General features: G+C 47.1%; 24 protein-coding genes. 8 read left to right on the forward strand and 16 right to left on the reverse strand.

The window, feature by feature from the left end:
- Positions 1–3: 3 nt before the first annotated feature.
- From rplI to DVG79_RS11070, 8 genes are all read right to left on the reverse strand, one after another.
- Positions 4–447 (reverse strand): 50S ribosomal protein L9, encoded by a 444-nt coding sequence (gene rplI, locus DVG79_RS11035; protein WP_012371894.1) that lies wholly within the window; start codon positions 445–447, stop codon positions 4–6.
- Positions 444–2,429: a DHH family phosphoesterase gene (locus tag DVG79_RS11040; RefSeq protein ID WP_114596770.1), complete on the reverse strand. Its 1,986-nt coding sequence runs from the start codon at positions 2,427–2,429 to the stop codon at positions 444–446. The genes rplI and DVG79_RS11040 overlap by 4 nt, the downstream gene beginning before the upstream one ends.
- A 137-nt stretch (positions 2,430–2,566) precedes the next feature.
- Positions 2,567–2,797 (reverse strand): 30S ribosomal protein S18, encoded by a 231-nt coding sequence (gene rpsR, locus DVG79_RS11045; protein ID WP_012371896.1) that lies wholly within the window; start codon positions 2,795–2,797, stop codon positions 2,567–2,569.
- A 47-nt stretch (positions 2,798–2,844) separates the two neighbouring features.
- Positions 2,845–3,372: a single-stranded DNA-binding protein gene (locus DVG79_RS11050; protein ID WP_012371897.1), complete on the reverse strand. Its 528-nt coding sequence runs from the start codon at positions 3,370–3,372 to the stop codon at positions 2,845–2,847.
- A gap of 23 nt (positions 3,373–3,395) precedes the next feature.
- On the reverse strand, positions 3,396–3,683 hold the full coding sequence (gene rpsF / locus DVG79_RS11055; protein ID WP_012371898.1) for a 30S ribosomal protein S6: 288 nt from the start codon (positions 3,681–3,683) through the stop codon (positions 3,396–3,398).
- Positions 3,684–3,806: 123 nt separating this feature from the next.
- On the reverse strand, positions 3,807–4,907 hold the full coding sequence (gene ychF, locus DVG79_RS11060; RefSeq protein WP_026827041.1) for a redox-regulated ATPase YchF: 1,101 nt from the start codon (positions 4,905–4,907) through the stop codon (positions 3,807–3,809).
- Positions 4,908–5,166: 259 nt separating this feature from the next.
- The gene (locus DVG79_RS11065; RefSeq protein ID WP_012371900.1) at positions 5,167–5,355 is read right to left on the reverse strand and encodes a DUF951 domain-containing protein; all 189 of its coding nucleotides are present in this window, start codon (positions 5,353–5,355) and stop codon (positions 5,167–5,169) included.
- Positions 5,327–6,256: a mechanosensitive ion channel family protein gene (locus tag DVG79_RS11070; RefSeq protein WP_114596771.1), complete on the reverse strand. Its 930-nt coding sequence runs from the start codon at positions 6,254–6,256 to the stop codon at positions 5,327–5,329. Before DVG79_RS11070 ends, DVG79_RS11065 begins: the two co-directional genes overlap by 29 nt.
- A 175-nt stretch (positions 6,257–6,431) precedes the next feature.
- Here DVG79_RS11070 and yyaC point away from each other — a divergent pair, with 175 nt between their 5' ends.
- A complete protein-coding gene (gene yyaC, locus DVG79_RS11075) occupies positions 6,432–7,058 on the forward strand; it encodes a spore protease YyaC (RefSeq protein ID WP_233494589.1) in 627 nt (208 codons plus the stop codon).
- A gap of 84 nt (positions 7,059–7,142) precedes the next feature.
- On the opposite strand, the gene DVG79_RS11080 is transcribed toward yyaC, so the two are convergent.
- From DVG79_RS11080 to rpmH, 8 genes are all read right to left on the reverse strand, one after another.
- Positions 7,143–7,907, reverse strand: coding sequence for a ParB/RepB/Spo0J family partition protein (locus DVG79_RS11080; RefSeq protein WP_114596772.1), 765 nt, complete (start codon positions 7,905–7,907; stop codon positions 7,143–7,145).
- A gap of 41 nt (positions 7,908–7,948) precedes the next feature.
- The gene (gene noc, locus DVG79_RS11085; RefSeq protein ID WP_114596773.1) at positions 7,949–8,785 is read right to left on the reverse strand and encodes a nucleoid occlusion protein; all 837 of its coding nucleotides are present in this window, start codon (positions 8,783–8,785) and stop codon (positions 7,949–7,951) included.
- A gap of 48 nt (positions 8,786–8,833) precedes the next feature.
- Positions 8,834–9,550, reverse strand: a complete 717-nt coding sequence (gene rsmG, locus DVG79_RS11090) for a 16S rRNA (guanine(527)-N(7))-methyltransferase RsmG (RefSeq protein WP_114596774.1) — start codon at positions 9,548–9,550, stop codon at positions 8,834–8,836.
- A 5-nt stretch (positions 9,551–9,555) separates the two neighbouring features.
- Entirely contained in the window at positions 9,556–11,442 is a 1,887-nt protein-coding gene (gene mnmG / locus DVG79_RS11095) for a tRNA uridine-5-carboxymethylaminomethyl(34) synthesis enzyme MnmG (protein ID WP_114596775.1), read from the reverse strand.
- A gap of 42 nt (positions 11,443–11,484) precedes the next feature.
- Positions 11,485–12,864, reverse strand: coding sequence for a tRNA uridine-5-carboxymethylaminomethyl(34) synthesis GTPase MnmE (mnmE, locus tag DVG79_RS11100; protein WP_199505862.1), 1,380 nt, complete (start codon positions 12,862–12,864; stop codon positions 11,485–11,487).
- Between the two features lie 150 nt (positions 12,865–13,014).
- Positions 13,015–13,869 carry a membrane protein insertase YidC gene (gene yidC / locus DVG79_RS11105; RefSeq protein ID WP_114596777.1) on the reverse strand — a complete coding sequence of 285 codons (855 nt, stop codon included), beginning with the start codon at positions 13,867–13,869 and terminating at the stop codon, positions 13,015–13,017.
- 102 nt (positions 13,870–13,971) lie between these two features.
- A complete protein-coding gene (rnpA, locus tag DVG79_RS11110; RefSeq protein WP_114596778.1) occupies positions 13,972–14,322 on the reverse strand; it encodes a ribonuclease P protein component in 351 nt (116 codons plus the stop codon).
- A 168-nt stretch (positions 14,323–14,490) separates the two neighbouring features.
- Positions 14,491–14,625, reverse strand: a complete 135-nt coding sequence (rpmH, locus tag DVG79_RS11115; RefSeq protein WP_012371910.1) for a 50S ribosomal protein L34 — start codon at positions 14,623–14,625, stop codon at positions 14,491–14,493.
- 746 nt (positions 14,626–15,371) lie between these two features.
- Here rpmH and dnaA point away from each other — a divergent pair.
- The 7 genes from dnaA to DVG79_RS11155 all read left to right on the forward strand — a co-directional run bounded on the left by dnaA (position 15,372) and on the right by DVG79_RS11155 (position 25,358).
- Positions 15,372–16,766: a chromosomal replication initiator protein DnaA gene (dnaA, locus tag DVG79_RS11125; protein WP_114596780.1), complete on the forward strand. Its 1,395-nt coding sequence runs from the start codon at positions 15,372–15,374 to the stop codon at positions 16,764–16,766.
- Between the two features lie 186 nt (positions 16,767–16,952).
- Positions 16,953–18,086, forward strand: coding sequence for a DNA polymerase III subunit beta (gene dnaN, locus DVG79_RS11130; RefSeq protein WP_012368916.1), 1,134 nt, complete (start codon positions 16,953–16,955; stop codon positions 18,084–18,086).
- A 140-nt stretch (positions 18,087–18,226) separates the two neighbouring features.
- Positions 18,227–18,448, forward strand: a complete 222-nt coding sequence (yaaA, locus tag DVG79_RS11135) for a S4 domain-containing protein YaaA (protein ID WP_012368917.1) — start codon at positions 18,227–18,229, stop codon at positions 18,446–18,448.
- 1 nt (position 18,449) lies between these two features.
- Positions 18,450–19,604 (forward strand): DNA replication/repair protein RecF, encoded by a 1,155-nt coding sequence (recF, locus tag DVG79_RS11140; protein WP_114596781.1) that lies wholly within the window; start codon positions 18,450–18,452, stop codon positions 19,602–19,604.
- A 10-nt stretch (positions 19,605–19,614) separates the two neighbouring features.
- The gene (gene gyrB / locus DVG79_RS11145) at positions 19,615–21,528 is read left to right on the forward strand and encodes a DNA topoisomerase (ATP-hydrolyzing) subunit B (protein WP_214855375.1); all 1,914 of its coding nucleotides are present in this window, start codon (positions 19,615–19,617) and stop codon (positions 21,526–21,528) included.
- A 27-nt stretch (positions 21,529–21,555) separates the two neighbouring features.
- The gene (gyrA, locus tag DVG79_RS11150) at positions 21,556–24,216 is read left to right on the forward strand and encodes a DNA gyrase subunit A (RefSeq protein WP_114596783.1); all 2,661 of its coding nucleotides are present in this window, start codon (positions 21,556–21,558) and stop codon (positions 24,214–24,216) included.
- A 95-nt stretch (positions 24,217–24,311) separates the two neighbouring features.
- Positions 24,312–25,358, forward strand: coding sequence for an HD-GYP domain-containing protein (locus tag DVG79_RS11155; RefSeq protein ID WP_114596784.1), 1,047 nt, complete (start codon positions 24,312–24,314; stop codon positions 25,356–25,358).
- Positions 25,359–25,565 lie beyond the last annotated feature (207 nt).

Below are 25,565 nucleotides of genomic sequence, written 5' to 3' on the forward strand. Positions count from 1 at the left end.
TACTCACGCTTCTTTAACCTGGACATTTAACGTTGCTGTGACTTCATTGTGCAATTTCAATGGAACTTTCGTCACACCGAGTGTTTTGATCGGGTGCTCGAGTTCGATTTTACGTTTATCAATCTTGTAGCCCATCTGTTTCAATTCATCCGCGATTTGTTTGCTTGTAACGGATCCGAAGACACGACCGCCTTCACCTGTTTTCGTTGAGACGATGATCGTTTCTTTTTCGATCTTTTCTTTTAATGCTTGAGCGTCCTGTAACGCTTGTTTTGCTTCTTCTGCCGCTTTACGTTCATGGGCCTCATGTTGCTTGAGGTTTCCCGTTGTTGCCGGACGTGCCAATTTCTTTTTGAACAACACGTTGTTTGCATATGCGTCAGCGACGTCTTTGACGTCTCCTGTTTTACCTTGGCCTTTTACATCTTGTAAGAAAATAACTTTCATTCTGTTTCCTCTCCTTTTGTCTCATCTTCTAAATAGTGGTCAATCGCTTTTCGTAATTCTGTTGCGACGGTCAGGACCGACTCGGTCATCTGTGTCGCAGCATTTGTTAAATGACCGCCGCCGCCAAGCGTCTCCATAATCAGCTGGACGTTTACTTCACCAAGCGAACGGGCACTGATGGCCGTTCTGCCGTCCTGCAATTCCGCGATGACGAACGCCGCGCGGATTCCTTGGAGCGATAACAGCTGATCCGCCGTTTGGGCGATCAGGACCTGATCATGGATGACGCCGGGCTCAGCCGTCGCAATCGCCATCCCGGCGGCGTACACTTCCGTCCGCTCGAGGATATGCGATTGTTCGACGTACGTCTCAAGGTCCTGACTGAGGAACTCTTGAACCAAGACTGTATCCGCTCCTTGCGAACGCAGATAGGAAGCGGCGTCAAACGTCCGGGAACCGGTCCGTAGCGTAAAGCCTTTCGTATCGACGATGATGCCGGCAAGCAAGGCTGTCGCTTCAAGCATCGCCAGTTTCTGATTCGTCGGCTGATACTCAATCAGCTCTGTGACCAGTTCTGACGTCGATGACGCATACGGTTCGAGATAAACGAGAACCGGTTCTTCAATAAAGTCTTCTCCCCGTCGATGGTGGTCGATGACGACCATCCGTTCAAAACGCTCCAGCAAGGCCGGTACGACGACAAGGGAAGGTTTGTGGGTATCGACGATAATCAAGAGCGCCTGATCATCAATCAATTGATCCGCTTGGAACGCATTCACGAAACGGGTCTCAAGTTTCGGTTCCTGGCTGATTTCATTCATCATCCGCCGGATTCCTTGCCCGATTTCAGCTTCCGGAAGAACGATATGGGCTTCTTTATCGTTCATCTCGGCGAGTTTTAAAATCCCGATTGAGGCGCCGAGGGAATCCATATCCGGATTCCGGTGCCCCATGATGAGGACACGGCTCGACTCCTGCATTAAATCACGCAACGAGTTGGCAATGACGCGCGCTCGGACACGTGTCCGTTTTTCGGTCGGATTGGTTTTCCCGCCATAAAAACGAACTTTCCCGTCCCGCTTGATGACGACCTGATCACCGCCGCGGCCTAAGGCCAGATCTAAACTCGATTGGGCCATCAAACCGAGTGCCGGAATCGGATCACTGCCACATCCGATACCGATCGACAATGTCAGCTGAACACCACGTTGACTTGTTTCTTCCCGGACGGTATCAAGAATCGTAAATTTCGATCGTTCCAAAATTCGTAAATTCTCTTCCGTCGTCACAATGAAATAACGGTCGGAAGCGGTCCGTTTGATGTACGTGCCGTGATCCGCGGCCCAGTGATTTAACAACTGGGTGACACGGCTGTTCAACTCACTGCGAAGCTGATCTTCAATTCCTTGTGTCATCTCATCATAGTTATCAAGATAAATGACACCGATGACCGTCTGATTATCGACCAGTTGCTGTTCGACCTGGGCTTCTTCTGTCATATCGAACAAATAGAAGGTTCGGTTTTCGCTGTTTGAAAAGACACGGTAAACTGATTCGCCGATTTCAAGCGTCGCCTGATCCTCATCGACGCCAATCATTTCAACGAATAAGGGATCAAGATCCGTCAGAACGTGTCCCATGGCAAGGTCCTCAAAAATCTCACGCATCGGATCATTGAACCAGGTAACACGTGCTTCTTCATCATAAAGTAAAATTCCAATTGGCATGTTCGTCAAAGCATCTTGACCGGTATCTTCGACCTGGATCGATATACCGGCGACGTAGCTTTCCCACGACTTCCTTGCACGTCGTTCCTCCAGAATATGAAGGACAAACAGCACCGTCGTCAAGACGGCTCCAACCGCTGCGATGATTGGGTGATCGACGGCAATGACAAAAAGTAGAGCCACGATTAATAGATACGGAACGAAGCGAAAAAAGCGCTGTTCTCGCTCAGGTGATACTTGCTGACCTAACCCCATCGCGTCCTCCTTGTATACTAAATATACTCGTATGAAAAATTCGGTAACTTGTATATTATAACCGAAAAGGCGGACCGGTTGAAAGCGAAGCGAAAAAAAGCGCCTTTCCTTCGAAAAGGAAAAGCGCTGGACCGTAATCAGTCAGCTACGTATGGAATTAAAGCCATTTGACGTGAACGTTTGATTGCGATTGTAAGTGGACGTTGGTATTTCGCTGAAGTACCAGTCACACGACGTGGAAGAATCTTACCGCGTTCCGAAATGAAACGTTTGAGAAGTTCTACGTCTTTATAATCGATATGAGTGATGTGGTTCGACGTGAAGTAACATACTTTACGACGACGTTTTCCACCTGGACGACGTGCCATGTGATTAACCTCCTTTTTAGAGTAAATTTTTCAGTCCGACGTTCCCATTAGAATGGAAGATCGTCGTCTGAAAGATCGATCGAACTGCCGCCGCTGAACGGATCAGCGCCGAAGCCCGAATTCGATGAAGATGAAGCGGGTGCTGGCGAGGAAGAGTTGTTCTGCTGTTGCTGTGAACCCCATCCTGCAGCATTTCCGTTTCCACCTGTATTTGAATTTGAAGAGTAGCTATCACTATCGGAAGAACGGCTTGCATTGCGTGATTCTAGGAATCGAACACTATCCGCGACGACTTCTGCACGATAACGACGTTGACCATCTTTATCGTCATAGCTACTAATCTGAAGGCGACCCTCAACTCCTGCGAGGCTCCCTTTTTTCAAATACTGAGCAACGTTCTCTGCTTGCTTGCGCCAAACGACGCAATCGATGAAGTCAGCTTCTCGCTTCCCATCTTGTCCTGTAAACGGACGGTCACAAGCGAGTGTGAATCGCGTTACCGCAATCCCGCTCTGCGTATAACGCATTTCAGGGTCACGAGTTAACCGACCGACTAAAACGACGCGGTTAATCATCAGAATCACTCTCCTGTTTCAGCTTATTTCTCGTCTTTTGTGATCATTAAGCGAACGATATCGTCACTGATCTTCATGAGACGGTCAAGTTCTTTTGTAGCTGCTGGTTCAGCAGTCACGTTAAGAAGAACGTAGAAACCTTCACGCATATCATTGATTTCGTAAGCAAAACGACGTTTACCCATTTCAGTTGTTTTTTCAACTGTACCACCGTTGTCAGTGAGGACTTTGTTGAAACGCTCAACTAGAGCTTTTCGTGCTTCCTCATCAACTTCCGGACGGATGATGTAAAGTACTTCGTATTTACGCATATCTGTCACCTCCTCTTGGACTGGCGGCTCGATTCATCGAGCAAGGAGCAATAATTCATTACTCACATTTGTTAATACTATCAAAGTATTTTGGTTTATGCAATAACCATTCGTTCGCTTCGCTTAAACGTTGAAGCGGAATGTGACGACATCGCCGTCTTGGAAGACATATTCTTTCCCTTCAGAACGGTAACGGCCTTGTTCTTTGACGGTCGCCATGTTTCCGGCAGCTGCTAAATCTTCGTAAGCAACAACTTCCGCACGGATGAAGCCACGTTCGAAGTCCGAGTGGATGACACCCGCACATTGTGGTGCTTTCATGCCTTTTTTGAACGTCCAGGCACGAACTTCTTTTTCACCGGCTGTGAAGTACGTCGCAAGACCAAGCGTGTTGTAAGCTGCGTGGATCAACTGATCAAGACCCGATTCTTCGATTCCAAGGTCAACAAGGAACTCTTGGCGTTCTTCCGGTTCAAGCTCAGCAATCTCTTCTTCGATCCGCGCACAGATGATGATGACTTCTGCGCCTTCTTTCGCTGCGAATTCACGAACGAGACGGACATTTTCATTGCTGTCGGCGTCTGCGACTTCGTCTTCACCGACGTTTGCGACGTAAAGCATCGGTTTCATCGTCAACAATTGGAAATGCTTGACGATCGCTGCCTGATCTTCATTTAACTCGGCAAGACGTGCCGGTTTTTCGTCTTCCAGTAATGCCAAGACGATTTCAAGTGCTTCGAGTTCACCCGCTGCATTTTTATCGCGTGACTTCACTTGTTTTTGGACACGTTGGATTCGTTTTTCGACCAATTCGAGATCGGCAAGAATCAATTCAAGATTGATCGTTTCGATATCATCGATTGGTGAGACTTTTCCTGAAACGTGTGTAATGTTTTCGTCGATGAAACAGCGGACTACCTGACAGATGGCGTCGACTTCACGAATGTTGGCCAAGAATTTGTTTCCTAGCCCTTCTCCTTTTGAAGCTCCCTTGACGATTCCGGCGATATCCGTGAATTCGAATGCGGTCGGGATCGTTTTCTTCGGATTGACGAGTTCTGTCAATTTACGAAGACGTGCATCCGGCACCTCGACGACACCGACGTTTGGATCGATGGTTGCGAACGGATAGTTCGCCGCCTCGACGCCTGCTTGTGTAATTGCGTTAAAAAGTGTTGATTTTCCTACGTTTGGTAAGCCAACGATTCCAGCTGTTAATCCCACTTGGAATTCCTCCTTTTCGGTATTTCCTAGGAAATCCGTGCTAGCGGCCGCAGTGGGTAGAATGATTACACCACGTCAGCACATCTTTCACAATTATAGATAGTTCAATTTTTTTAAGCAAGGAGATGCGTCTTCTTTTTTTAAAGACAAGATTGTTTCATGTACGTTTTGCTGTAGTTCCAAGCAGTCTTCTATTTGATTACCGGAACAGCAGCAAACCCCTGAAGACCTTTTCCGGTCACCAGGGGTTTGCTCGTCTTCATTCAGGTAAAACCTTTTTCAAACGCTTATCGAAGTCGCGGCGCGGCATCAGGATACTGGCGCCACATCCTTGACATTTAATGCGGATATCCATCCCGACACGGATAATTTGCCAACGGTTCGTTCCGCAAGGATGTTGTTTTTTCATTTCGACATAATCATGAAGATTGTACGTTTTTGGCATCATCGGCTTGACCACCATTCCCTTGTTCTGTATTCATCATGACCATCCGTGGATACGGAATCTTAATTCCTTCCAGTTCGAGTCCTTGCTTGAGTTCTTTCCGGATCAATCTTCCGGCCTGGAAGTGTTGCATCGGCGGCACTTCTGCCATCAGGCGATAGACGACTTCTGACGGTCCAAGTGTTTGGACACCAAGCATTTGAATCGGCTCAATGAACATATCTGTATATTTTTCCGTCGTCGCATTAGCGATTTGATGCAAGACCTGCTCGACCCGTTCCAAATCTTCTTCATACGATACTTGTACATCGACTAAAGCAAAACTGTTGTCGACGGAAAAGTTCGTCACCTGTAAGATTTGTCCGTTCGGAATGATGTGGATTTCTCCATTCAATCCTTTTAACTTCGTCGTCCGGATTCCGAGTTCTGTGACAACTCCTTCAATCAAACCGACACGAACGAAGTCACCGACTTTAAACTGTCGCTCAAAGATGATGAAGGCTCCGGTAATGATATCCTGAACCAGGTTCTTTGCCCCAAACGAGATGGCAAGACCGGCGATACCGGCACTGGCGACAAGGCCTGTAATGTTGATCCCGAACTGACTGAGCACCGTCAAGAGCATGACGATACCAAGAACATAACGGATAGCATTTTGGAGCAGTTTCAACAATGTTTCATTTTGGCGTTGCGCCAACGAATCATGCTCATTGATTTTTCGAATCGTAAATAATCGCGAAACCGCACCTGTTAAAATACGCATCAGTACATAAAAACCGGCGATGATAATCAGGGCGATCAACAATTTCAGTCCAAAGCGGATCCACATGTCTGCGTCCATAACTTGTGCAAAAATCCGATCCACTTGAGCGACTGAATCCTGTACGTCTTTATTGGTAGCCATTCTCTCCATCCTTTCGACTTCTCTCTATTACGACAGTATACGTGATTTTAAATGACTTTCAACCAAAGAACCGATTTTGACGTTAGATTTTCACAAAAACCGGGAAAGGAAAATCATTACAGAATGCCTTCACTCTCACCACGACACCAGGATGCTGACACCAGGAGAAGAAAGGATGATCCAGATGAATTTCCGTTTTCATTCTCACGAAAAAAAGCCCTATTCTTTCTTTTTAGAATATACGGAACCATTCGCCAAGGAACGACTGGCAGAACAATTACATGAACAAGTCAGCACCATGAAGGAAAACCGTCCCGTCGTCCTCGTCTGTATCGGTTCCGACCGGTCGACCGGCGATTCACTCGGACCGCTCGTCGGAACCTTTCTGGAAAAAAACCGGCCAGCGAACATGCATGTTTACGGGACATTAGCGAAACCGGTCCACGCCTTGAATCTGGCCGAAACCATTCATTCGATTCAAACGACGCACTATCGTCCGCTCGTCATCGCCATCGATGCCTGTCTCGGGCGCCTGTCAAGTGTCGGTCATGTCTTCTTCTCGGAAGGTCCGCTTGCTCCTGGTGCCGGTGTCCAAAAGGAACTACCGGCTGTCGGTGATTTTAATATTAAAGCTGTCGTCAATGTCAGCGGCTTCATGGAAATGATGATCCTTCAAAATACACGCCTCCATCTGGTTTATGAGTTGGCTGAACTCGTCGCTGATAGTTTTGCCTTGCTCGATACGAAATTAGCAGCTGAAACAACACGTACGACCATCTCCTTCACACCACGTTCAATTTAAGGACAGCATTTTTCCTTTCTTTTATCCAGTAAGTTTCAAAAAAGGATCCATTCCAAGTGTCATACTGGAATGGATCCTTTTCTGTTAATCTTCTTCAGGTAAAAGCAGTTCGAGAATTCGGTTTAAATCGTCCTCGTCCGTAAAATCAATTTCGAGTTTTCCGGCTTGTTTCGTCCTCTTGATGCGGACAGTCGCTCCCATCCGTTCCCGTAACGTCTCTTCGATGAAATCCAGTTCGGTCGACTGCTTACTTACCGGACGTACCTGCTTTTTTTCACGCAACTCTTGCTCGAGGCGCCGGACATTCCAGTTTTCACGCATGACGCGTTCCGCCATCCGCTCGATCTTCAGTGGATGTTTTAAGGACAATAAGGCCCGTGCATGTCCCATCGATAACCGTTCTTCCATGACGGCTTGCTGGACCTCGACCGGTAACTGCAGTAAACGGAGACTGTTCGTGATGTGGGAACGGCTTTTTCCGACCCGGTTCGCAAGCTCTGCCTGTGTGATGTTAAACTCTTCGAGCATCTCGGCGTACGCCATCGCTTCTTCAATCGCACTCAAATCGGCACGTTGGATATTTTCGATCAATGCCAGTTCCATGACACGGGTTTCGTTCGCTTCAATAATCAAGACCGGGACACGATTAAATCCGGCTTGTTTTGCAGCTTGATAACGTCGCTCACCGGCAATGATTTCGTAAAACCCCTCACGTGGACGAACGACGATCGGTTGAATCATTCCATGGCGTGTCAAGGAGTTGGCGAGTTCTGCCAACGCTTTCTCGTGGAACTGTTTCCGCGGTTGCCCCGGATTCGGTCGGATGGCTCCAATCGGTATTTCATTCATGCTAATCTCTCCTAAACGTAGCGGAAGGCACGACCGCTAGTTTACGGACGTGCCTTCACGATGCGGATCCGCACCTCGACATATTCTTCACAATCCACTTCTTCTTTTTCGACCGTCAAACCGGTCCGTTCAATCATATCGACGGAATCACGAATCGTGTTCAAGGCAATTCGTGTATCCCGGGCAAAACTTTTATGACGTTTTTTAGGAACTTTTGGTGTCAACAACCGTTCAACCCGTTGTTCCGTCTCTTTGACGTTCCATTCCCGTTCAATGATTTCAACCAAAACCTGAAGCTGTAAGTCAGCTGCTTTTAACGGCAGGAGGGCCCGCGCATGACGTTCCGTGATTTTCCGTTGTTTCAGGGCTTCACGAACCGTTTCCGGTAACCGAAGCAAACGAAGCTTATTCGCAATCGTCGACTGGCTCCGTCCGAGTCTGCGCGCCAACACTTCCTGTGTGATTTCTTGCATGACAAGCAACCGCGCGTATGCTTCCGCTTCTTCGATTGGCGTCAATTCTTCACGTTGTAGATTTTCGATGAGTGCGAGGGCAGCCGTCGTCTCGTCTGTCATCTGTTTAATGATAGCGGGAATCGTCTCCCATCCGAGCGATTGAACAGCCCGAAAACGGCGTTCGCCGGCGATGATTTCATATCCTTCGCCTTGTTTTCGGACGACAATCGGTTGCAGTAAACCATGTTCTTCAATCGTGGTCGCTAGTTCGGTAATCCGTTCCCCGTCAAAGACGGTCCGCGGTTGGAACTGGTTGGCGACCAATTCCGTTAACTTTAACTCACGGACGGTATCTTGTGGATCCAGCTCTAGGGAAACGGTTTGTCCTCCCTTACCGAGCAGTTTGGCAATTGCATTCTTCACGTTGGTGTACCTCGCCTTCATCAGTCATCGTTTCACGTGAAACGGTGTTTAACCCAGTGGATCTTTTGCCGGTGTACCTGCTTTACGCGGATATTTCCCGGGTGTTAATCGTTTTTTATCGACAATTACGATATTACGCTCACTTTCTTCTCCTGGCAATTGGAATTGGAAACTTTCCCGCAAATTTCCACCCAATACCTTCAAGGCTGTCGCGCCTTCTTCCAGTTCTTCACCCAGTTTCGCGGCTTTTAAAGCGACGAATTGACCGCCAACTTTAGCAAGCGGTAAACAGTATTCCGCAAGAACCGACATCCGTGCAACGGCACGCGCTGTCACGACATCAAAATGTTCCCGGAACTGTTTATTTTTCCCGAATTCTTCGGCACGTCCGTGGTGGAAGGCAACGCCTTCAAGTCCAAGTTCTGTTGCGAGCATATTCAAGAAGCCGATCCGTTTGTTGAGTGAGTCGATGATCGTCACTTTCAGATGCGGGAACATGATTTTGATCGGCAGACTCGGAAAACCGGCGCCGGCACCGACGTCACAGACGGTTTCGACTTTTGTGAAGTCAAAATAGAACGCCGCTGTGATCGAATCATAAAAGTGTTTCAAATAAACGCCTTCTTCATCCGTGATCGCCGTCAAATTCATTTTCTCATTCCATTCGACAAGCAGTTCATAGTATTTACGGAACTGTTGCAATTGATGGTCTGAGACGTCTAATCCTTGCTCCGCTAATGCGGTTACGAATTGCTGTTGGTTCATTCTCTTCACTCCGCAGTCAATGCGTATTGGCCTTGCTCGATATAAACAAGCAAAATCGAGATATCAGATGGATTGACCCCTGAAATCCGTGATGCTTGTCCGATCGAAAGCGGACGCACTTGGTTTAGTTTTTGTTTTGCTTCAATTGCGAGACCACTGATGACATCGTAATCGAGACGTTCCGGAATCCGTTTTTTCTCCATCCGCATCATCCGTTCGACTTGATCAAGCTGTTTGTCGATGTAACCGGCATATTTGACCTGGATTTCGACCTGCTCCGCTGCTTCCGGAGACAAAGCGACCGGTGGCGGTGTCATGTCGGCAATCATCGCATACGTGATTTCCGGACGTTTCAGTAACGTGATCGCATGTAATGCCTCTTTCAACGGCGAAACACCGATTTCCGTCAAGCGCTCGTTCACTTCACTCGTTGCTTTAATGACGACTTTTTCGAGTCGTTTCATTTCCCGTTGGATGTCTTCTTTTTTCTCAGCCAGTTTCGCATGGCGTGTCTCGTTGATTAATCCGAGATCGTATCCGATATCCGATAAACGCAAATCGGCATTGTCATGACGCAACAATAACCGGTATTCGGCACGTGACGTCAACAGACGATACGGTTCGTTTGTTCCTTTTGTGACGAGATCATCGATCATGACACCGATATACCCTTGTGAACGGGACAGAATGAGCGGATCTCTTTCCTGAACTTTCAGTGCCGCGTTGATTCCGGCCATGATGCCTTGTCCGGCTGCTTCTTCGTAGCCGCTTGTCCCGTTGATTTGTCCGGCTGTAAACAGTCCGGCGATCCGTTTTGTTTCCAGTGTCGGCCAGAGTTGCGTCGGAACGACTGCATCATATTCGATCGCATAACCGGGACGCATCATCTCTGATTTCTCAAGTCCTGGAATCGACCGTAAAATATCGTGTTGGACATCTTCCGGCAGACTCGTTGACAGTCCTTGGACATAGACTTCTTCCGTATCACGGCCTTCCGGCTCAAGGAAAATCTGGTGACGCGGTTTATCACTGAACCGGACGACCTTATCTTCAATCGACGGGCAATAACGGGGACCCGTTCCTTTGATCATTCCCGAGAACATCGGGGAACGATGGAGATTCGCATCGATCAATTGGTGCGTATATTCAGTCGTATACGTCAACCAGCATGGAATCTGTTCCGTGATCATCTGTGTCGTTTCATGACTGAACGGCAATGCGACAGCATCACCCGGTTGAATTTCCGTTTTCGAATAATCAATCGTTTTCCCGTCGATCCGGGGTGGTGTACCCGTTTTGAAACGGGCGAGCTCGAAACCGAGTTCTTCCAGATGTTTCGAAAGATTGACTGACGGCATCTGGTTGTTCGGACCGCTCTCATACGACAATTCACCGATGATGATTTTCCCACGCATGAAAGTTCCGGTCGTGATGATGACCGCTTTTGCCCGGTATTCGGCTCCTGTATTCGTCACGACGCCGACACACGTATCGTCTTCGATGATTAACCGCTCGACGAGTGCTTGACGTAACAACAGATTCGGTTCGTCTTCAAGTGCTTTTTTCATCCGGTTTTGATACTCGAATTTATCCGCCTGTGCCCGAAGTGCACGAACAGCCGGACCTTTTGATGTGTTGAGCATCTTCATTTGAATATACGTCGCGTCGATTGCCCGTGCCATTTCTCCGCCGAGGGCATCGATTTCCCGGACGACGATTCCTTTTGCCGGACCGCCGATTGACGGATTACAATACATGAATCCGACCATGTCGGGATTCATCGTCAACATGACGGTTTTTGAACCCATACGGGCGGCTGCAAGAGATGCTTCAATTCCTGCATGACCGGCTCCGATGACGATGACATCGAATTCGCCTGCTTGATAAGCCATAACTGTGGTTCCTCCTTTTAAAAATCAACAACCTGACAACATTTATTTTCCTAAACAAAATTGTGAGAATAATTTATCGAGTAAACTGTCCTGTGCCGTATCGCCATTGATTTCACCGAGTGTATCCCACGCCCGGCGTAAGTCAATCTGGACCATATCAATCGGCATCGATGCTTCTGCCGCACCAAGTGCATCTTCAATCATTTGGCTCGCCTGTTTAATGAGTTGAATGTGACGGGCATTCGAGACGTACGTCATATCCTGCCCCTCGACCCCTTGTTCAAAGAAGAGAGCCGCAATGGCCGCTTCAAGATCCATGACTCCGGCTTCTTCCAGCAGGGACGTCGTGACAATCGGACGGTCATCTGCCAACTGTTTTACGCGCTCGAGATCAATCTGTTGCGGTAAATCACTTTTATTGACGATGATGATGGCGTTCATGCCCCGAATCGCTTCGAATAACAAGACATCCTCTTCCGTCAATGCATCGTTCCCGTTTAAGACAAGTAAAATCAAGTCCGCTGAGTTAAGGGCCTGACGGGACTTCTCGACACCCATCCGTTCGACGATATCTTCCGTCTCCCGGATGCCGGCCGTATCAATTAACTTCAGCGGGACACCGCGGACGTTGACGTATTCTTCAATCGTATCCCGTGTCGTCCCCGCGATATCGGTGACGATGGCTTTTGCTTCTTGCACCAATGTGTTGAGCAAAGACGATTTTCCAACATTCGGACGTCCGATGATCGCTGTCGACAAGCCTTCCCGCAGGATTTTTCCCTGTCGCGCTGTCGACAACAGTTCCGTTAGAATCCGGCGGACCTCGCCTGCATCTTTTTGGACGATTTGCTGCGTCATTTCTTCGGCATCATATTCCGGATAGTCGATGTTAACTTCAATCGAAGCAATCGTCTGCAACAATTGTTCCCGTAAATCTTGGACCAGTTTTGACAGGCGTCCTTCGATTTGACCGACGGCAACCGTCATCGCCCGGTCTGTTTTCGCCCGGATCAAGTCCATGACGGCTTCTGCTTGTGACAAGTCAATCCGACCGTTCAGGAAAGCCCGTTTCGTAAATTCACCCGGTTCTGCGAGCCGGACATCCGGTTGTTCGAGAATCAGTTCGAGTACCCGATTGACGGCAACGATTCCGCCGTGACAATTCAGTTCGACGACATCTTCCCGCGTAAAGGTTTTCGGTGCCCGCATGACACTGACCATCACTTCATCGACGACCTGTTCTGTCGTCTGTTCAACCAATTTGCCGTAATGAATCGTATGTGTCGGGACTTCGTTCAATCGGTTGGCACCGCGGTAGACGCGATCGGCTGTTTCGACTGCTTTAGGACCGGACAAACGGACAATCGCAATTGCACCTTCACCCATCGGCGTCGAAATCGCGGCTATCGTATCAAATTCCATCATCAGTTATTCACACCTCGTTTTCTGCAATCTTTTCTATATTTAATGTTCAGGACTATTTAAATGGGTATAACGTGACAACTATACACGAAATAGCGCAAAAGAAAAAGAGCGACACTCTGTAAAACGGAGTATCGCTCTTACTTATTGTTAACGTTTCTTTTTCGGTTTTTTCGGAGCAGGAGCAGCGTTCGCCGCTTCTTGTTCGCGTTTTGAAGCAATCGTTGCTTCCGTCTGCGCTTTGATTTTCTCACGCATTGGCTTCATGATGGCAATCGTGACGATGATCGAGAAGATGTAACCGACGACCCAGTACAGCGACAAGGCAGATGGTAACGTTACACCCATGACGAAGATCATGATCGGGAAGACGTACAACATGATTTTCATCTGTGGATTGTCATCTTGTCCCGCCATCGAGAGTTTCTGCTGCAGATACGTAAAGATAGCAGACAGGATCGGTAAGATGAAATACGGATCCGGTTTTCCAAGATCAAACCAGAGGAACGTATGTTGGAAAATCGCCGGTGTATAGATGATTGCGTTGTAGAAGGCAATCAAAATCGGCATTTGAATCAAGATCGGTAAACAGCCGGCAAGCGGATTGACATTGTGCTCTTGGTACAGCTTCATCATTTCCTGTTGCAGTTTTTGCTGTGTTTCCTGATCTTTCGAACTGTACTTCTCACGAAGCTTCATCATTTCTGGCTGGATAACTTGCATACCACCCATACTTTTCGTTTGTTTGATCATCAACGGCAAGATGACGAGACGAACAAGTAACGTCGTGACGATGATTCCGATTCCGTAATCCCCATTAAAGAAATGCGAAATTTCACGAATGAGCCAAGCCATCGGCCAAACAAAGTAATGTTTCCAGAAGCCTTCTGTGTCACCAGTAATCGGTTCACCTGTTCCGTATGTCCCAGGTGTACAACCGGATAGAACGACCGCGAGTACGGACATCAATCCGAGAGTCAGCCAAATCTTAGTTCTCTTGTTCATAATTCCTCCTAGTAATGTTTACACGTGGTCGGTCCTCGAAGTTCTATCTATATATAGAAGCAGGCGAGTGGCCGCTACAAATCAACAGGATATACTACACGTTTATTTTACCTGTCGCTTCCAGACACCGGATCGTTTAAAGACATGGCGTAAACTGTCAGCAACTTCTTGAGCAGTCATCTTCGCAGCCGGATTGCGTGCGATGATCACAAAATCATAATTCGGGGCTAACGAGTCTTCATGAAGCTGACATGCTTCACGCACATACCGTTTGACCTGGTTGCGAACGACGGCATTCCCGATTTTCTTACTCACCGATAAACCAATCCGAAAGTGAGTTTGCTGCTCTTTCTTTAGTGCATATACGACAAATTGCCGATTTGCGACAGAGGCTCCCCGAGTAAACACCGCTTGGAACTCCTTGTCTTTCTTGACGCGGTATTCCTTCTTCACCTTGATCACACTCCATCCTGTCATCACGAAAATTCGTCGTCTTTCATCATATCATAGAACAAACCCGCTCTGCGAGAGGGGTCTTGTGACAAAAGCACGAACATCCCTTAAAACTACAAAAAAAAGATCACTTCAGGCAGCGCCAGAAGTGATCTCATCATCGCTCGATTATACAGTCAAGGCTTTGCGGCCTTTAAGACGGCGAGCAGCCAAGATCCGGCGGCCACTCTTCGTTGCCATGCGCGCACGGAATCCGTGAACTTTTTTGCGCTTACGGTTGTTTGGGTTGAAAGTTGGTTTCATTAGTCTGCACCTCCTTTAAAAATTACTCTATAAAAATCATCGTTTTCTACTTTAAGGCAGTCTTGTACATTATATAAAGCAAAAGTGACCTTGTCAATGAAAGTTCAGAAGAATTATCACAAGCATTTTCAGCAAAAAATGACGGGATTCGTGAAAATAGGATTCCCCAGTCGGTTTCATATCATACGATACGATTTGTCGATCGGATGGAATGGAAAACGAATCAAACAATCCCTTTTTCAAACTATCCACAGACTTATCCACACTATCCACACTTTCCGTGGATAACTCATCACTTTGTCTACAATAGTATTTTTTAAAATCAACGTCAAGGTTTGTTTTTAGAATTTTTAAAGCCACTTTTTTCATTTTGTGCATAACTATTTCTGAACGCTTCCTCTTTCGAAAAGTTATACACACCTTATCCACAGTTTATCCACACTGTCCACAGCCTGTGGGTAACTGCCTGTGTATATGTGGATTTACTTGTGGATAAATCGTTCTAAGCATTGCCAGACCTCATTTCATTTGATACACTAATTGTGCATAACAAGAACGTAAGACAAATTGATTCTTCAAGTTATACACAACCTGTGGATAACTTTATACACAGAAATCAGCCCCTGTGGATAACGTTATCCACAGTTTTTATGTTCTGGGGATAAGTCGTGTTCCTTCATTAACTTTGTCCTGTGCATAAAGCTGTGTATAGTTTTTTATATCATGATAGAAAAAGGGGGGTATTTATGAAAAACGCTGCCGAACTTTGGCACAATGTATTATCTGTAATCGAGGAAGAACAACGTACCCCAAAAGCGAGTTACGACATGTGGTTAAAGTCTACCGAAGGGGTCACGCTCAACGGCACGACGTTAATCGTCTCGGCACCAGCCGCATTTACCGTCACCTGGTTGGAACGTCAGTACTTATCTCTATTAGAAGATACCGTCGAAGAAGTGACAGGAAGCCGGCTTGATATTCAGTTCATCGAGGAAGGTCAAGCAAAACATATGCTCGATCGTCAAAATGAGGAAGAAGAAGTGATCGAAGTCGCACCGGCGAAGACTAAAACACAAAAGGCCCGTAAGTCCTCTGATGAACTGGTCATGAGTGAACTCGGACAGTTGAATGAAAAATATACGTTCGATACGTTTGTCATCGGATCAGGGAATCGTTTTGCACACGCTGCTTCGTTAGCTGTAGCGGAAGCCCCGGCTAAAGCGTACAATCCGCTTTTCATCTATGGTGGCGTCGGACTGGGGAAAACGCACTTGATGCATGCGATTGGTCAATATGTTCAGGACCAGAAGCTGGGGACAAAAATCGCGTACGTTTCCTCTGAACAGTTTACGAACGACTTCATCAACTCCATTCGGGATAATAAAACGGTTCAGTTCCGCAATAAATATCGCAACATCGATGTTCTATTAATCGATGATATTCAGTTTCTTGCCGGAAAAGAGCAGACGCAGGAAGAGTTTTTCCACACGTTTAATGCCTTGCATAACGATCAGAAACAAATCATCATCTCGAGTGACCGTCCACCTAAAGAAATTCCGACGCTTGAAGACCGGTTGCGTTCCCGTTTCGAGTGGGGTTTGATTACAGACATCACACCACCGGATCTCGAAACACGAATTGCGATTCTTCGTAAAAAAGCGAATGCGGAACAACTGGATGTTTCCAATGAAGTCATGCTCTATATCGCGAGCCAGATCGATACGAACATTCGGGAACTCGAAGGGGCCTTAACCCGCGTCATTGCCTACGCCAACCTGGTCGGACGCACCATTGATCCGAATGTTGCCGCTGAAGCATTGCATAATATCATGCCTGCGAGTGAACCACGGAAAGTCACGATTCGTGATATTCAGGAATCGGTCAGTAAACACTTTAATCTGCCGTTTGATGACTTAAAAGCTAAAAAACGGACGAAGTCGATTGCTTTCCCCCGGCAGATTGCCATGTACCTGTCGCGGGAGATGACAGAAAGCTCATTGCCGAAGATTGGTGAGGAGTTTGGGGGACGTGATCACACGACCGTCATTCATGCACACGAAAAAATCAGTACACTTGTCAAATCGGATGGAGAAACGGGAAAAGTCATCGAACAAATCAAGCATGAATTGAAACATTCGTAAACCTGTGGATAAGCTGTGGATAAAAGAGGCTAGTTATCCACAAGTTATCCACACGCGTTTTGGCTCTATACCAAGTTATCCACCGACTTATCCACACTATCCACAGCCCCTAATACTATTATTAAAAAAATATATTATTATGTTATGATGATGTAACGCCCATTTTGAGAGGAGCTTAACGACAATATGCATATTACAATTCAACGGGATACTTTAATCCAAGCAATTCAAGATGTAGCAAAAGCTGTTTCATCCCGGACAACGATTCCGATCTTAACGGGAATCAAACTCGAAGCCCACGGAGACGGTATGACGCTGACAGGAAGCGATACGGAAATCTCAATCGAACGGACGATCTATGCGGAAGAGAATGGTACTTCATATGTCACGGTCCATCGTGCAGGCAGTGTCGTCTTGAATGCCCGCTTCTTTGGGGATATCGTCAAGAAGTTACCGACAGACGAAGTGATCCTTGAAGTTTCACCAAACTTCATGACACGGATTCAATCGGGTACGGCAGAATTTCATCTGAACGGACTTGATCCTGATGAATTCCCGCGCTTACCGCAAGTTGACGGCGGACAACAGTTCCGTTTACCGGCTGATTTGTTACGGTCAATGATCCGTCAAACGAGTTTTGCCGTTGCTGTACAGGAAACACGTCCTGTATTGACGGGTGTTAACTTCTCGGCGGACAAGGACATCTTGACATGCGTCTCGACAGACAGTCACCGACTGGCGTTACGACGGGCACAATTTGAGACGGACAATGAGATTTCGTTCCAAAACGTCATCGTACCTGGAAAAAGCTTAAACGAATTATCTAAATTACTTAGTGATGGTCACGTCGACATTACGATTACGAATCAACAGATCCTGTTTAAGATGAAACACGTCTTATTCTTCTCGCGTCTGCTTGATGGCAACTATCCGGATACATCCCGTTTGATTCCGGAAGAGTACCGCACGGCAGTCCGCATGAATGCGAAGGAATTACTTCAAGCAATCGATCGTGCGTCACTGCTTGCACGGGAAGACCGCAACAACGTCATCAAGTTCGCAGCAGAAGGCACGACGGCAGTCGAAATTTCTTCGCACTCACCGGAAGTCGGTAAAGTGTCGGAACAAGTCAGTATCTTATCGCTTGAAGGAGAAGAACTGAAAATCTCGTTCAACTCGAAATATATGATGGATGCGTTAAAGGCACTCGATGCGACGGATATCGAAATCCAGTTCACCGGTTCGATCCGACCGTTCATCCTGCATCCGGTTGACCAAGACAACGTCCTGCAACTGATTCTTCCTGTTCGGACAGCATGATTCATACCCAAGGAACCCTCTATGTTCCTTGGGCTTTTTTTGAAATCCGTATATACGTTCGTTCATTTTGCCAAATCGTAAGTTTTTTAGTACAATAAAGAGTACGTCATTTATAATATGTAGGTAGGAGGAGTCAAACCATGAATCAAATCAAGATTTCAACAGAATATGTCACATTAGGTCAGTTCCTGAAACTTTCTGATATCATCTCGAGCGGTGGACAAGCTAAACCGTTCCTCGCCGAGGTACCCATTCTTGTCAACGGTGAAGTCGATCAGCGACGCGGTCGTAAATTACGGGATGGAGATGTGATTGACGTAGAAGATTACGGTCAGTTCATCATTAAGAACGAGGGAAACTAACGTGCGACTAGATTCGGTCCGGCTCAGTCACTATCGCAACTATGAGTCGTTGGAATTATCTTTTTCCGAAAAGACGAATGTGCTGATTGGAGAGAATGCGCAAGGGAAGACAAATCTCCTGGAAGCGATCTATGTTCTTGCCCTTGCGAAGTCTCACCGGACGACGCATGACAAAGAATTGATCCAGTGGGATGCCGAGACAGCTCGTGTCGAAGGACGGATTCATAAAAAAAGAGGATCTCACTCGCAGGAAATCGCGATTTCGAGTCGCGGTAAAAAAGCGAAGCTGAATCATCTCGAACAGCGCCGGCTCAGTGATTATGTCGGTGCGTTGAATATCGTGCTGTTTGCACCAGAAGACTTACACATCGTCAAAGGCAGTCCACAAATCAGACGTCGCTTTTTGGATATGGAAATTGGTCAGGTCAGTCCGGTCTATCTACATGAACTCAGTCAGTATTTAAAAGTTCTCAAACAGCGGAATGCATTGCTGAAACAGTTATCGATCAAAGGTGGAGATGAGACGTTCCTCGATGTCTTGACGGAGCAGATGATTACGCTTGCCGTTAAAATCGTTCAGCGCCGTCATCGCTTCATTGCCCAGCTCGAAAAGTGGGCACGTCCGATTCATGAAGGAATCAGTCGTGGACAGGAACAGCTCGTCCTTATTTACCGTTCGGATACATTTAGCAATGATTTGCTCGATGTTGAAGGAATGACTGCTTCTTACATGCAGAAGTTTGGTAAAATAAAGACAAACGAAATCCGAAGAGGTGTGACCCTGTTCGGTCCGCATCGGGATGACTTCGAAATGGAAGTCAACGGTCGGAATGTCCAGACCTATGGTTCACAAGGACAACAACGGACAGCAGCACTCTCTTTGAAATTAGCAGAGATTGAATTGATTCATGAAGAAGTGGGGGAATATCCGTTGCTACTTCTCGACGATGTCTTATCCGAGCTCGATGATCATCGTCAAACCCATTTGCTCGATACGATGCAACAAAAAGTGCAAACCATTCTGACGACCACGAGTGTCGATGGAATCGCACATGAAACGATCAAACAGGCGAAGTTGTTCCACGTGAAACAGGGGGCCGTCATTTTGGAAGAGACATCATACAAAGAAATAGTAGGTGAGAAAACCGATGAGTAATCATGAAGATATGGAATTAGAACAAGGGTACGGTGCCGATCAGATTCAGGTGCTTGAAGGTCTAGAAGCCGTTCGGAAACGTCCGGGTATGTATATCGGATCGACTGCATCGAAGGGGCTTCACCATTTAGTATGGGAAATCGTCGATAACTCGATCGATGAAGCACTTGCAGGGTATTGCGATACGATCAAAGTTACGATTGAACCGGGTAATTCGATTTTGGTTGAAGATAACGGACGGGGAATCCCGGTCGATATCCAGGAAAAAATGGGACGTCCGGCAGTCGAAGTCATCCTGACAGTCCTTCACGCCGGCGGTAAATTCGGCGGCGGCGGATACAAAGTATCCGGTGGTCTTCACGGTGTTGGGGCATCTGTCGTTAACGCACTCTCGACGAAACTTGAAGTTTTCGTCAAACGGAATGAAAAACTGTATTACCAGGCGTATCACCGCGGTGTACCTGCTGCGGATTTAGATATCATTGGCACGTCGGAAGAAACCGGGACGATGATTCGTTTCTTCCCGGATGATGAAATCTTCCAGGAAACACTCGAATACGATTATGATCTGCTTGCGACACGACTTCGTGAGCTGGCATTCTTAAATAAAGGACTGACGATCGAAATTACGGATGATCGTGCGGATGAACCGATTACGCGCAGTTTCCATTACGAAGGCGGAATCAAGTCTTACGTCGAGCATTTAAACCGTTCGAAAGAAGTCGTCCACGAAGAACCGGTTTATGTACACGGTAACCGGGACGGGATTGAAGTTGAAGTGGCATTGCAATATAACGATGGTTTTGCAGCCAACATCTACTCGTTCACGAACAATATCCCGACACATGAAGGTGGAACACACGAAACCGGTTTTAAAACGGCTTTGACACGTGTCATCAATGATTACGCGAAAAAATTCGGTCTGATGAAAGAAGCCGACGGTACGTTGTCCGGGGAAGATGTGCGTGAAGGGATGACGGCAATCGTCTCGATCAAACACCCGAATCCACAGTTCGAAGGACAGACGAAAACGAAGCTTGGGAACTCGGATGCACGGACGGCAACGGATACGTTGTTCTCGTCTGCGTTTGAACAGTTCATGATGGAGAACCCGACAAGTGCCCGTGCAATCGTCGAAAAAGGAATGATGGCGTCCCGTGCCCGGATGGCTGCGAAACGTGCCCGTGAATTAACACGACGCAAAGGAGTCCTTGAAGTGAGTTCACTTCCAGGAAAGCTTGCCGACTGTTCATCACGTGATGCGACGATTTCCGAAATCTACATCGTTGAGGGTGACTCGGCGGGTGGTTCAGCGAAATCTGGACGTGATCGTCATTTCCAAGCCATCTTACCGATCCGAGGTAAGATCTTGAACGTCGAAAAAGCACGCCTTGATAAGATCCTCGGCAGTAACGAAATCCGGACGATCATTACGGCGCTCGGAACAAGTATCGGTTCTGAATTCAATATCGAAAAAGCTCGGTATCACAAAGTCATCATCATGACCGATGCCGACGTCGATGGTGCCCACATCCGGACACTGTTATTGACATTCTTCTACCGTTACATGCGTCCGCTGGTCGAGCACGGTTACGTCTACATTGCCCAACCGCCGCTTTATGGAATCAAACAAGGGAAAAACATCACGTACGTGCACAACGAACGTGAGTTGAACGAAGCATTAGCAGCACTTCCGGAAAACGCACGATACGACATTCAGCGTTATAAAGGTCTCGGTGAGATGGATCCGGAGCAACTGTGGGAAACCACGATGGATCCGAGTGGTCGTCAAATGCTGCGTGTCGAATTACAGGACGCGATCGAAGCAGATGAGGTCTTTGACATTTTGATGGGAGACCAGGTAGAACCACGTCGTGACTTTATCCAGTCGCACGCCCACTATGTGAAGAACTTGGATATTTAACGTTGAATAGAGAGGGTGGCCATACGAATGTCCGATCAACAAGGGATCATTAAAGATATCAACATCAGTCAAGAAATGCGTACATCCTTCATGGATTATGCGATGAGCGTTATCGTCGCACGTGCTTTACCGGATGTCCGTGACGGTTTAAAACCGGGTCATCGTCGTATTTTATATGCGATGAATGACCTTGGTATCCGCGCGGATAAACCGCATAAGAAGTCTGCCCGTATCGTCGGTGAAGTCATCGGTAAGTATCACCCGCACGGTGACTCTGCTGTTTACGACACGATGGTTCGGATGGCGCAGGACTTCAGTTACCGGTATGAACTCGTCGACGGTCACGGAAACTTTGGTTCTGTCGACGGCGATTCAGCCGCTGCCATGCGATATACGGAAGCCCGTATGTCAAAAATCGCGATGGAAATCATTCGCGATATCAATAAAAATACCGTCAATTTCAAAGATAACTACGATGGATCGGAACGGGAACCAGAAGTGTTACCATCCCGCTTCCCAAACTTACTTGTCAACGGTTCGAGCGGGATTGCGGTCGGGATGGCGACGAACATTCCGCCTCACCAACTCGGTGAAGTCATCGATGGTGTCCTTGCCTTGTCGCATAATCCGGACATCACGATTTCCGAACTGATGCAGCATATTCCAGGACCAGATTTCCCGACAGCCGGTGAGATCTTGGGACGCAGCGGAATCCGACGTGCTTATGAAACCGGACGCGGATCGATCATCGTTCGGGCAAAAGCCGAAATCGAGCAGACGAAAAAAGATCGTGAACGGATCATCGTGACGGAGTTGCCGTACCAGGTCAACAAAGCCCGTCTCGTTGAAAAGATTGCCGATCTCGTCCGTGAGAAGAAAATCGAAGGTATCACTGATTTACGTGATGAATCCGATCGCCGCGGTATGCGTATCGTCATGGAGATTCGCCGTGATGCCAACGCGAGTGTCATTCTTAACAACCTCTATAAACAAACGTCGATGCAGACGACATTTGGTGTGAACATGCTGGCAATCGTCAGTGGCCGTCCGCGTACATTGACGCTGAAAGAAATGTTGTATCACTATCTCGAGCACCAAAAAGAAATCGTCCGTCGCCGGACGCAGTTTGATCTCGAGAAAGCAGAAGCACGGGAACATCTCTTAGCTGGTTTACGGATTGCCCTTGATCATCTCGATGAAGTCATCAAGATCATTCGCGCCAATCGGACTGCGGATGCTGCCCGGGAACAGTTGATGGACCGGTTTGCCTTATCCGAGAAACAATCACAGGCGATTCTTGATATGCGCCTGCAACGGTTAACGGGACTTGAACGTGAGAAGATTGATGCGGAGTATGACGAAATCATGCAATTGATTACGGAACTTAAAACAATCCTCGAAAGCGATGAAGTCTTGCTTGAATTAATCCGGACAGAACTCGAAGAAGTGAAAGAACGCTTCAACGATCAACGCCGGACTGAAATTCGGATGGACCACATCGAATTCGAAGATGAAGATTTGATTCCGGAAAAAGATATCATCATTACGTTGACGAGCAGCGGCTACATCAAACGCTTGACGACGGATTCGTACCGCGCGCAGCGCCGTGGCGGACGCGGTGTCCAAGGAATCGGCACGAACGATACGGATTATGTAACCCGTCTGTTGTCGTGTTCGACACATGATACGATTCTCTTCTTTACGAATCGTGGAAAAGTCTACCGGATTCGCGGGTATGAAGTACCGGAGATGAGCCGGACTTCGAAAGGTGTACCAATCATCAACTTGATTCAAATCGAACGCGATGAGAAGGTCGAAACGATGATTCCGGTCAACTTCAAACGTTACCTTGAAGAACAAGAGGCAGCGGAAGCGACCGAGAACATCATTGATGTCGAAGTCACTTCGGAAGAGGCACCGGACAGTCTTGAAGAACCGGAAGAAGCGCTCGATGCAGAAGAAGTGATGCAGGATGAACAGAAATCGTTGATCTTTATGACACGCAAAGGTCGGGTCAAACGTTCACCGTTATCTGCTTACGCCCGGATCAATAAAAATGGATTGATTGCGATTCGTCTGTTTGAAGATGATGAATTGACATCGGTTCGTCTTGCTTCGACGGAAGATGAGGTCTTTACTGTCTCGAATACCGGAAAAGCCATCCGCTTCCCAATTACGAACGTTCGCTCAATGGGACGTGGTGCTCGAGGCGTCAAAGCGATGAACTTATCGGCAGACGCTATCGTCATCGGAATGGAACTGGCCCGTGATGAGCAGGATGTACTTGTCATTACGGAAAAAGGTTTCGGGAAACGGACACCAATGACAGAGTTCCGCACCCAGTCACGTGGCGGTAAAGGATTGATTGCCAGTAAAGTGACAGACCGTGTCGGACAAATTGTTGCGCTCCGGATTGTTGATGTCGATGATGACATCATGATCATGACGGAAAGCGGCATCGTCATTCGGACCGATTCACAAAACATCTCAAGTGTCGGACGTAACGCACAAGGGGTCAAAGTGATTCGAATCGAAGAAGGCGATCGTGTCGCGACAGTTGCAAAACTGAAAAAAGAAGATGCTGTCGAGGAAGAAAATGCTGTATTAGAAGAAGGCGAAACGAGTTTGGAAGAACAGACCGTTTCAACTTCTGAGATGAACAGCGATGCTGAGCAGACAGAAGAATAAAACAAAGTAGAACGACGTACAGCAGAGTGGGGACAATCTTGTCTTTACTCTGCTGTTTTTCTAAAAAATCACTCAAGGGAAGGAACGAGACAACGATGCGCGTGGCAAGTGAGCGACTTATTCTTGGTGACCGGATAACCGAGTCTCTGTTTTTACATACGGATATTCCAATCGTTGAAGCTGGAAAAAAGATTGGAGCAGATGAATTACGACGAATCAAACGATTTTTGATTAAAGAAGTAGATATCGAGGAACGGCCTGAAGGGATGATGGAAGCATCGATGACCGATCAGGCACTGGAAGAGATAGCAGAAGACAGTCTATTTGATTCGTTGATTGAAACCTACAATCAGGTATTCACTTCCTGGGAACAAGGATTAGTTCCAAATGTCTATGATGCGTTGAGATGGGTGAAGGAATCCATGCCGGACCTGGTGCGACGGGAAGATATCTTACCGTACTTCCTGGAGCGAGGAACAGAAGCGTACACCGTGCGACATGCGATTTACCGGGGAGCGATTGCTCAATTACTTGCGGAAGCAGCCGGAAAAGAGCGCAAGATGATTCATGATTTATGGGTGGCGTCCTATTTTGCGGACTGTGGATTGGCCCGTATCATGGAATGGCGTCACACAAAGCGGTATGAAGCGATGCAACAAGAAATCTTTCACCGTCATCCTGCGATGGCGTTCCAAGCCTTACAAAAAGAGAACATCATCTCCGATACAGTGAAACGCTTGATCGTTCAACATCATGAGCGGCTGGACGGTTCCGGATATCCTTTGAAAGTTAAAGGGGATAAAATCATGGATCATACGAGACTGTTCATCGTAGCGGATGTCTTTGCAGCCATGACCAGTTGGCGCCCGTATCGTGAAGCTTATAAGGTCTATGATGCGTACTGTCATTTAAAAGCGCGACCTATGCAGTACGATTCGAAGTATGTCATGCTTCTTGGACAGTTATTATTACCGATAGAATCAGGTGATCGCGTCTTGATGAGTAACGGGAAGATTGCAACGGTCCTCCGAAAAAACAGTGTATTTGACCGCCCGGTGATTACGTATGAAGAACATAATCAGCGTATTGTTAAAGACTTGATGGAGGAACGGCAACTGAACATCATTCAGCTTATGGATTAAAGGCCAGCTTCATGTGTACTATATATAGAAGAAACGCTCTCTTTTTCGTCATAAATTCGATGGAAAAAAGAGTTTTTCTTTTTTTATAAAAAAACACTTGTACAATAATAAATCCCATGGTATATTATTTCTTGTCCTTAAGAGGACGAGCGCACTGCCGGAAACAAGAGAAAAACTTCTTTCAAAAAGTTGTTGACTTATTGTTTC

Origin of the sequence: Exiguobacterium sp. RIT594 (assembly GCF_003339585.1) — a bacterium.
In the GTDB taxonomy this organism is placed as follows: domain Bacteria; phylum Bacillota; class Bacilli; order Exiguobacteriales; family Exiguobacteriaceae; genus Exiguobacterium_A.